Genomic DNA, 8,870 nt, shown 5'->3' with positions numbered 1-8,870 from the left:
CGTCCCAGCGCTGCCGACCCGGAATGACCGAGCGCGGACGCACTTCCACATCCACGGCGCGATACCCGGCTGCGGCACCCAGCAGAGATGACATGTGCACGATCACCTGTTTGCAGAGGTCGCAAAAACCGCCACGGGCACGACGGATTACTGCGACAGAGTGGAATTCCCTGAGAAAAAGTGATGCCGTCGGCGAGCCTGCGACCGACTACCGTGGACGCGTTTCCCGGAGGATCGGAATTCGCGTCCACATGGCGACCAGGGCCGCCGAACAGGCCATCAGTGGGCCTTGCCGGCGCCGGCGGTCGCGCGAATCTTCGGAGTCCTCGCCTCGCCCTCGGCCCGGTCGGCGGGCTCGTCCTTCTCGTCGTTCGGGGCAGCGGTCCCGGCGGCCCGCTGTCCGTCGCCCGAACGGGCTCCGACGTCACCGGCGGCGATCTGGGCCGCCATCGCCTCGGCGGCCACCTCGGCCGCGAGGTCGTGAATGTTCTCTCCGGCCTCATGGGCCGCCTTCTTCACCTCCATCGCGAGACCGACGGACGTCTTGACGACGCCGCGCACCAACGGCTTGACGAGACGCTTGGCCAGTGGCGCGATGATGAGGCCGACCAGGAAGGACGGTACTACGGGCGGCATGGCGCTCCATCCTCTCTACGCAGACGCACGACAGGAACCCGGGCACTGCGAACACCGAAGCAGCGCACAGCTGGGCGGACGGAAGCTCATATTTCTGGAATTCGCGATTCGACTACCGGTCCGAATTCCTCGTCGATGGGGTCCACCGCCCGCTCTCCCGTCACCGTAGTCGAACCATATCAATCAAGGCCAAAAAGTCCCGGCCGCTTTCACCCCTGCGAGTGATCTTGATCTCCCCAAGTAGCTCGGATTGCCGTATGCATATTCACCGGACCAATCCCTAGTCTTACTTTTACTACTTGATAAGGATTTCCGAGTTCACGTGCCACCCGCCGCCGCAGGGGAAAACGGCAGCCCGCCGCCTCCCAGCACCACCTCGTGGAAGGCCCACAGCCAGCGCCCCGATCGCCGGTGCCAGGCTCATCAGTACCGCGAAGGTCGCCGCAGGCGGGCGGCGCAGCGCCAGCAGCTCCAGCGTGTACGGCAGCCCACCGGCCAACGCAACCTGACCCGATCTCCAACGGCCCCGCAGTGCCGCGGCCAGCCTCGAGGTGAACCCTTCACCGCGCTGGGTGTGGGTGCTAGCGTCGCTCGGATGTCGAGGATTCTGGTCACCGATCTGGACGGCACCTTACTCGGCGGCACCCCGGACGACCGGCGCCGACTGCGAGACGCGCTGGCCCGCCACCCCGAGGTGACGCTGGTCTTCGCCACCGGCCGAGGACTGTCATCCACCCGTGAGGTGCTACGCGATCCGCTCGTCCCGCGACCTCGGTGGATCATCGCCGACGTCGGCGCCACCGTCATCGACGGCACGGACTTCACCCCCGTGGATCCCCTGCAGGAACACCTGCGCGCCGGCTGGCCGGGAGCGGACCGCGTACGCGCCGCGTTACGCCGCTTCCCCTCGCTCACCTACCAGCACGGCGTCGTCCAGGACGGACGCTGCTCCTACCACCTCGCCCCGGGCCGGCTCACCGACGAGCTCATCGCAGCCGTCGAAGCCCTCGGCTGCACCTGGGTGCACTCCGCCGACCGCTACTTCGACGTCCTGCCACCAACAGCCTCCAAGGGCAACGCCCTTCGGGCCCTGGCCGGGAAACTGGGCTGGCAGCCCAAGGAGATCCTGGTCGCCGGCGACTCCCTCAACGACCTGTCACTGTTCCAACTCGGCGCACACGCAGTGATCGTCGCCGGTGCCGAGCCCGCACTGCTCACCGCACTCGCCGCAGACCACCGGGTCCACCGTCCCCGCCAAACCGGCGCGGCCGCGATCCACGCCACGCTTCGGCACCTCGGCTGGGTCTCCCCCGCCCTTGACCGTCCCGCACGCCGACACTCGCTCGTGGTGGCCTACCACCGCCCACCGCTGCACTGGAACGGCGAGAGCTGGCAGCCGCCCTCCAGCCCCAACGGCATCCTGCCCACCCTGACCAGCGCCTTCACCGAAGGCCTGCCAGGCATCTGGGTCACGGCCCTGGCTGGCGACGACCAGCAGACCACCCGCCCGCACCAAAGCGGACTGCCGCTCTCCCTCGTGCCGCTCAGCACCGCCGAGTGGAGCGGCTACTTCCACCGCGCCTGCAAGGAAACACTGTGGCCGGTGCTGATGTCCGAACCCGGCCGGTCGGCCTTCGACAGCGACGCCTGGGCCGACTACCGCACGGTGAACGCACGCTTCGCCCAGCACATCAGCGCCGAGGCCGCACCCGGCGCCACCGTCTGGCTCCACGACTACAACCTTTGGCTCGTCCCCGGCCTGCTACGCAGCACCCGCCCCGACCTCAAGACCGGACTCTTCCACCACACCCCCTTCCCACCCCCGCAGGTCTTCACCACCCTGCCGGTCGCCGCCGAACTTCGTACCTCCCTCGCCTGCCTGGACTGGGCCGGCTTCCACACCGACCTCTTCGCCGAGCACTTCCGCCGGACCCTGGCCGGCCTGCCGGGCATGCCGCACATCGCCGTCCATCCGCTCGGGATCGACCGACCGGCCATCGAGAAACCCGCCCGCCTCCACACACCACAGCGCCGCCCGGCCACCGGCCGCGTGGTGCTCTCGGTCGAACGCCTCGACTACGCCAAGGCCCCGGTCCAGAAGGTCGACGCCATCGACCACCTCCTCACCCACCAGCCCGAGCTGCGCGGCCGGCTGACCTTCCGGCTCGTCTGCCCGCCACCCGAGCCGGGCATCACCGCCTACGACACCACCCGCCAACACCTCGAACAGTGCATCACCGACATCAACACCAAGTGGCAGAACGGTAGTTGGCAGCCAGTCGACTACCTTCCCCGCAACCTCTCCACCACCGAGGTCATCAACGAGTACCTGGCCGCCGACGTACTCTGGGTAACCTCCCTGCAGGACGGAATGAACCTGACCGCCAAGGAGTTCATCGCCGCCCAGGCCGCCCTCCCCCATCACCACTCTGACGAGCCGGGAGTCCTGGTGCTCTCCCGCCACGCCGGCGCCGCCGCCGAACTCGGCGACGCGGCCCTGCTCACCGACCCACACTCACCCGACGACCTCAGCACCGTGCTGGCCCGGGCCCTCGCCCTCACTCCCGCCGAACGCCGCGCCCGCATGAACAAGCTCTCCGAACTCCTCGGCCATGAACGGCCCGCCGACTGGGCAACCCGGATCATCCACGCCATCCGGAACAGCGACGCCACCGGCAGGCCACCGACGGGCGTGTGAGCGATCTTCCGGACACGCTCCCGTGTGGTCAACCTCGGATAGCCCGGCCGCGCCGGGGTCGGGGGTTGTCAGCGAGTCGTCGCCGGTAGTGGCCGCGGCGGGCGGTGGTGGCGGGGGCCGTGGCGGGTGGCCGGGCCCGTCCGTCGTATGACGTCCCGGTCACTCGGCGAGATGGCGCTCGATCCAGGCGGCCGCGGTGCGGCGGAACAGGACGCGGCTGCGGGTGCGCCGGAACTCGTGGCCCTCGTTGGGCAGTATCAGCAGTTCGGCGGGGATGCCCCGTTGCCGGGCTGCCCGCACCAACTGTTCGGACTCGCCCGGCGGGACGTTCGTGTCGTGCTCACCGTGGATGGCCAGCACCGGTACCCGCAGTGCGTCGATGTGGCTCATGGGGGACAGGGCGCGCAGCAGCTCACGGTCCCGTTCGGGGTGGCCGTACTTGGCGGCGGCCGATCGCGCGATCCAGGGCTCGGTGCCGGCGAAGAACGTCAGGAAGTCCGACATGCCGCACACCGAGACACCGGTGCGGAACAGCTCCGGGTGCCAGACCAGGGAGGCCAGCGTGAGGTACCCGCCGTAGGAGTGCCCCATCACGGCCAGCCTCCGGACGTCGGCGAGGCCGAGGGTGATCAGGTGCGTCGCGCAGTCCGCGACGTCGTTGATCGCTGCGAACCGCCTGTCGCCGAGGTCGGCGTTGACGAAGGAACGGCCCGCGCCCAGCGAACCGCGCACGTCGGGGGCGAAGAGGTCCAGGCCGTGGCCGAGCAGCTCGTGGTAGAGCGGATCGAACACCGGCCGTTCCTGCTGCTCCGGCCCGCCGTGCAGGTGGATGACGCACGGCGCCCGGCTGTCGGGCTCGCGGCCGGAGGCCCGGTAGTACCAACCGCTCAGGGCCAACCCGTCGCGGGACCTCAGGCGCAGGTGCTCAGGACGGACCGGCGGGTGCTGGTCGGGTGCCACGACGTCCTCGTCACGCGAGGACCACGGGGTGCGCAGCGGTGTCAGACCGTCGGGCGTGTGCCAGACACCGGGCCGGCGGCGGGAGCCGGAGACGGCCAGTGTCATCCCCCGGGGGCCCGCCGGGGTGATCCGGGTCACCACCTCGTGCGGCAGCGACAGGGCGCGCACCGGGTTTCCGGCGTCAGTGGAGCCGCCTGCCTCCAGCCCGACGCCCCTGCCGGCCCCGGCGCGCGGCGCCGTGGGCCGCGGCGGGGCGGCGGGCAGGGCGATGGCCTCCAGCTCGGTGCGGCCGTGCATGTTCCACGCCAGGACGGCGCTGCGGCCGTCGTCCGGGATCGACAGCAACTCCAGGTCGGCGCCCTCGCGTTGTGCGGTCACCGCACGGCACAGGCAGGTTCCGTCCGGTCCGAGCTCGGCGGTGACCAGGGCCGCGAACTCACGCTCGGCGTCGCTGCGCAGGTGGAGCCACCGCCCGTTGGGCGAGAACCGGCCGATCCATGGGTCGCCGTCGGCCACTGGCAGCGCGTAGGCCGTCACGCGGTCCGCGGTGCGCAGCACCACGGCCTCACGTCCGCCGCGCGGTCCGCGCAGCAGCAGAACGAGCCGGCCGTCCGCGGTGCTGTCGCACAGTCGCAGCGTGGCACCGGCGGGCTCGGTGGCGATGAGCTCGGGTGGGCGCACACCGGCTGGGTCGGCCAGGTAGACGGCCAGCCCGCCGCCGGTGAGATGCGGCTCGGGCGCGGGTGCGCCGGGCGTCGGCGGGCGCAGCGCGACCAGCGGTGCGGCGCTGGGGGCGGGTGCTCCCACTTCGCTCCAGTGCACGCCGCCGAGCGGGACCGGGTGCCCGTCGCCGCTGTCCCGCTCCCTCGGCGGCAACTTCTGGTACGACGGGGGAGCGGCGGGGCCGGGGCCGCTGTGCTGCGCGGTGGGCGGGCCCGCCGGCGGGTCGGTGGCGGTGATGGCGAGGGCCGAACCGTCGCGGCTCCAGCGGCCGAGGTAGGCGGTGCTGCCCGGTGCGGCGCCGGCCAGCACCCGGCGGTCGCGGCCGTCCGGTCGGACGCAGAGCACCCGGGTGAGTTCGCCGCCGCCGGGCGCGGTGGTGTAGGCGATCCAGCGGCCGTCCGGGGACCAGGAGACCTCGATGACCGGGTCGAGTCCGGTGTCCAGCAGGTGCACGTCGTCGCTGTCGGCCGTTCCCGTCCACAGCTGGGGCACTCCGCCCCGGTTGCAGATGAAGGCCACCCGCGCGCCGGTGGGGTCCGCCGATGGGTACCAGCAGCCGTGCGCGCTGACCGGGCTGTGCGTCTCCCTGTCGCCGGGGGCGTCCGGGAGGGCCTCGGCCAGGGGGGCCGCCGGGGTCTCGGGATCCGTCTGCCGGTTCGCCACGCCGCGCCTCCCGTTCAGCCGATCCCGTGGGACTGCAGCCACATCTCCAGCAGGGCCACCTGCCACAGGGCGTTCGCCCCGCGCGCTGTGCGGTGGGCGTCCGGTGCGGCGAGCAGCTCGGCCAGGTATGCCTGCTGGAAGACTCCCCGGGATCTGGCCTCGGGGGCCGTGAGGGCCTGGCGGATCCGGTCGAGTACCTGCGGAGCCATCCGCCGGATCGCCGGAACCGGGAAGTAGCCCTTGGGCCGGTCGACGACCTCGCGCGGCAGCAGCTTCCAGGCGGCCTCCTTGAGGACCCCCTTGCCTCCGTGGGCGAGCTTGAGCTCCGGTGGGCAGGCCGCGGCCAGCTCGACCAGTTCGTGGTCCAGGAACGGTACGCGGGCCTCCAAGCCCCAGTCCATGGTCATGTTGTCGACCCGTTTGACCGGGTCGTCGACCATCAGGACGTGGGTGTCCAGCCGGATGGCCGCGTCGAGGGCGGTCTCGGCGCCCTCGGCCGCCATGTGGGCACGCACCAGCTCGCCGGAAGCGTCGTGCTCCGTCAGCAGGTCGGGCTGGAGGATCCGGCCGAGTTCGGCGTGCGAGCGGTCGAAGAAGGTCCGCACGAAGGTCTCGGGCTCCTGCTCGCGCGGCACGGCCGCCAGGGCGGGATGCCAGCGGTACCCGGCGAAGATCTCGTCGGCGCCCTGCCCGCTCTGCACGACGCTGACGTGTTTGGAGACTTGTTCCGCCAGTAGGTGGAAGGCGACAACGTCGTGACTGACCATCGGCTCGCTCATGGCGCTCACCGCCCTGTCCACGGCGGTCTGCAGCCGATCGGAGGGCACCATGATCTGGTGGTGGTCGGTGGCGAACTCCCGGGCCACCAGGTCAGAGTAGTGGAACTCGTCGCCCTTCTCGCCGCGTTCGGTCTCGAACCCCACGCTGAAGGTGGCCTGGTCGTGCTGGCCGGACTCGGCCAGCAACGCCACGATCAGGCTGGAGTCCAGGCCACCGGAGAGCAGCACCCCGAGCGGCACGTCCGCGACGGTGCGGCGCCGGACGGCGGTGCGCAGTGCGTCGAGCACGGCGTCCCGCCAGTCGGCGGGGCCCATGCCCGCGTGCTCGGGCCGGCGGCAGTGGGACGGCTGCCAGTAGCACTCGTCGTACTGGCGGCCGTCCGGCTCGACGACTCGGACGGTCGCCGGCGGCAGTTTGCGTACCCCGGCGAGCACGGTGCGCGGCGCGGCGACCGTACCGTGCAGGCTCAGGTACTGGTGCAGCGCGGCCGGGTCGAGGGAGGTGTCCACCCCGCCTCCGGCGAGCAGCGCGGGCAACGAGGAGGCGAAGCGCAGCCGGCCGGGCCGCTGGGCCAGGTAGAGGGGTTTGATCCCGAGGCGGTCGCGGGCAAGCACCAGCCGTCCGGTGTCCAACTCGGCCACGGCGAAGGCGAACATGCCGAACAGGCGCAGCACGCAGGCAGACCCCCACTGCCGGTAGGCCGTGAGCAGCACCTCGGTATCGGAGGTGGAGAAGAAGCGGTGCCCCAGCGCCTCCAGTTCCTGCCGCAGTTCCCGGTAGTTGTAGATGCACCCGTTGAAGACCCCGGTCAGCCTCGCCTCGGAATCGGTCATCGGCTGGGCGCCGCGCTCCGACAGGTCGATGATCTTCAGGCGCCGGTGACCGAGGGCCAGGGCGCCCTGCGACCACATGCCCCGGCCGTCGGGCCCGCGGGCCGCCAGCCGGTCGGTCATGCGCTCCACGGCGGCCAGGTCAGGGCGCCCGCCGTCGAATCGGATCTCACCGCTCAGCCCGCACATGCCAGCTCACCTTCGTCCGGGCGCTGGTACGGGGGCTCCGGTCGCGGGGCGGGTACGGGTTTGGGCCATCAGGAAGTCGACGGCCGCCGTCAGGTCCCCACCGGCGGCGATCCGCCGTAGCTGGTGGGCGACGTCGCCCAGGTCCAGGGTCTCCTCCGTCATCGCCGAGACGAGCTCCCAGTCGCCGAACTCCTCCAGCGTCGGCCGCAATCGCGTCAGCATCGTGCGGACCACTGCCCGCGCCGGGCCCGCCAGGCCAGTGGTGGGATCGACCAGGTCACCGCCCAGCCCCGAGCGAGCGGCTCGCCAGGTCATGGCGCGCAGCCACTGCGGCCGGGTGTGCCCGCACTCGCCGGTCCCCCGTACGGCGGCGCAGGCATCCACCACCAGCGCGCGGAACAGCCCGGCGATCATCACCACCGTCTCCACCCGGGGGCAGGCGTCGCAGATCCTCAGCTCCAGGGTCTGCTGGTGCGCGGAGGGCCGGATGTCGTAGTAGACCATCCCGGCGTCGCTGATGACTCCGGAGCGCACCAGACCCGTCACGGCCGCGTCGTAGTCGGCCGCCGAGGCGAAGCAGCCGGCCGGCCCGCTGGTGGGCCACCGCTGCCACAGCAGTGTCCGCCAACTGGCGTAACCGGTGTCCCTGCCGAGCCAGAAGGGCGAACTCGTGGACAGCGCCAGCAGCGTGGGCAGCCAGGGCGAGACGACGCACATCGCGCGCACGGCCGTGTCACGGTCGGGCACGTCCACGTGGAACTGCACGCCGCAGATCAGCTGCTCGTCGGCCACTAAGCGGTACTCGTCGACCATGTGCAGGTAGCGGGGGTGCGGGGTCGCGTCCACCGTCCCCACCCGGGCCAGCGGTGCGGTGCCGGCCGCGACGATCGCCAGCCCGAGTCCCGAGGCGGCCTCGGACAGGGTCTGCCGGGAGCGGGCCAGATCCTCGTGCAGGGCGTCCAGCGAGACGTGGACGCCGCTGTTGGACTCGACGACCGACTGCAGGAACTCGGTGACGAAGCCGCGCGCCGGCAGGCGGTCCAGCACCTCGTGGGCCCGTGCCACCAGCATGCGGCTCTCCACGTCGACGACGTGGAACTCCTCCTCGACTCCCATCGACACGGCCATCAGACACCTCCGAGCCGGTCCGGCACTACGGTGGGCCACCGCCCCGGACGGCCGCTTTACGCGGCGTCCCGCCTCCGGAGAACCAACCTCCCACGACCGCCCCCGCGCCGCATCAGGAACCGTGACAGGTCGCAGCCGGCGCAGCGGCCACCAGCCGCGGCGCAGGTGCGCGTCGTCGTTCGCGGTGACGCTGAGCGCGGGCAATCCGCGGGCTTGAGCCGCTTCCTGCCGGCCAGTGGGTGATGGCGTTGATCAGCTGGGTC

At 71.6% G+C, this 8,870-nt stretch carries 5 protein-coding genes and 1 pseudogene; 1 reads left to right on the top strand and 5 read right to left on the bottom strand.

Going from position 1 to position 8,870, the window contains the following annotated elements; all coding sequences use genetic code 11:
• Nucleotides 1-279: 279 nt before the first annotated feature.
• Nucleotides 280-636: a DUF5132 domain-containing protein gene (locus ABD369_RS37070; RefSeq protein ID WP_344641049.1), complete on the bottom strand. Its 357-nt coding sequence runs from the start codon at nucleotides 634-636 to the stop codon at nucleotides 280-282.
• A gap of 295 nt (nucleotides 637-931) precedes the next feature.
• Nucleotides 932-1,129, bottom strand: a pseudogene (locus tag ABD369_RS41380) (hypothetical protein); the annotation flags it as partial.
• A gap of 102 nt (nucleotides 1,130-1,231) precedes the next feature.
• Between ABD369_RS41380 and ABD369_RS37060 the strand changes: the two are divergent.
• Complete coding sequence (locus ABD369_RS37060; RefSeq protein WP_344641048.1) at nucleotides 1,232-3,334, top strand: trehalose-6-phosphate synthase; 2,103 nt, start codon at nucleotides 1,232-1,234, stop codon at nucleotides 3,332-3,334.
• A gap of 159 nt (nucleotides 3,335-3,493) precedes the next feature.
• Here ABD369_RS37060 and ABD369_RS37055 read toward each other — a convergent pair whose 3' ends face one another.
• From ABD369_RS37055 to ABD369_RS37045, 3 genes are read right to left on the bottom strand one after another with little or no spacing between them, the layout of a single operon-like run.
• Nucleotides 3,494-5,680 carry an alpha/beta fold hydrolase gene (locus ABD369_RS37055; RefSeq protein WP_344641047.1) on the bottom strand — a complete coding sequence of 729 codons (2,187 nt, stop codon included), beginning with the start codon at nucleotides 5,678-5,680 and terminating at the stop codon, nucleotides 3,494-3,496.
• Nucleotides 5,681-5,694: 14 nt separating this feature from the next.
• Entirely contained in the window at nucleotides 5,695-7,479 is a 1,785-nt protein-coding gene (locus ABD369_RS37050; protein ID WP_344641046.1) for an N-acetylglutaminylglutamine amidotransferase, read from the bottom strand.
• Between the two features lie 6 nt (nucleotides 7,480-7,485).
• Complete coding sequence (locus ABD369_RS37045) at nucleotides 7,486-8,607, bottom strand: carboxylate-amine ligase (RefSeq protein ID WP_344641045.1); 1,122 nt, start codon at nucleotides 8,605-8,607, stop codon at nucleotides 7,486-7,488.
• Between the last annotated feature and the right edge of the window lie 263 nt (nucleotides 8,608-8,870).

Origin of the sequence: Kitasatospora cystarginea, from assembly GCF_039533515.1 — a bacterium.
In the GTDB taxonomy this organism is placed as follows: Bacteria; Actinomycetota; Actinomycetes; order Streptomycetales; family Streptomycetaceae; genus Kitasatospora; species Kitasatospora cystarginea.
The sequence above is the reverse complement of the archived record's forward strand: the minus strand, read 5'-3'. Positions and strand labels throughout refer to the sequence as shown.

Bases quoted from the DNA above. Each gene is read 5' to 3' on its own strand.
- ABD369_RS37050 (WP_344641046.1), bottom strand. From the start codon at position 7,479: ATGTGCGGGCTGAGCGGTGAGATCCGATTCGACGGCGGGCGCCCTGAC.
- ABD369_RS37060 (WP_344641048.1), top strand. From the start codon at position 1,232: ATGTCGAGGATTCTGGTCACCGATCTGGACGGCACCTTACTCGGCGGC.
- ABD369_RS37045 (WP_344641045.1), bottom strand. From the start codon at position 8,607: ATGGCCGTGTCGATGGGAGTCGAGGAGGAGTTCCACGTCGTCGACGTG.
- ABD369_RS37070 (WP_344641049.1), bottom strand. From the start codon at position 636: ATGCCGCCCGTAGTACCGTCCTTCCTGGTCGGCCTCATCATCGCGCCA.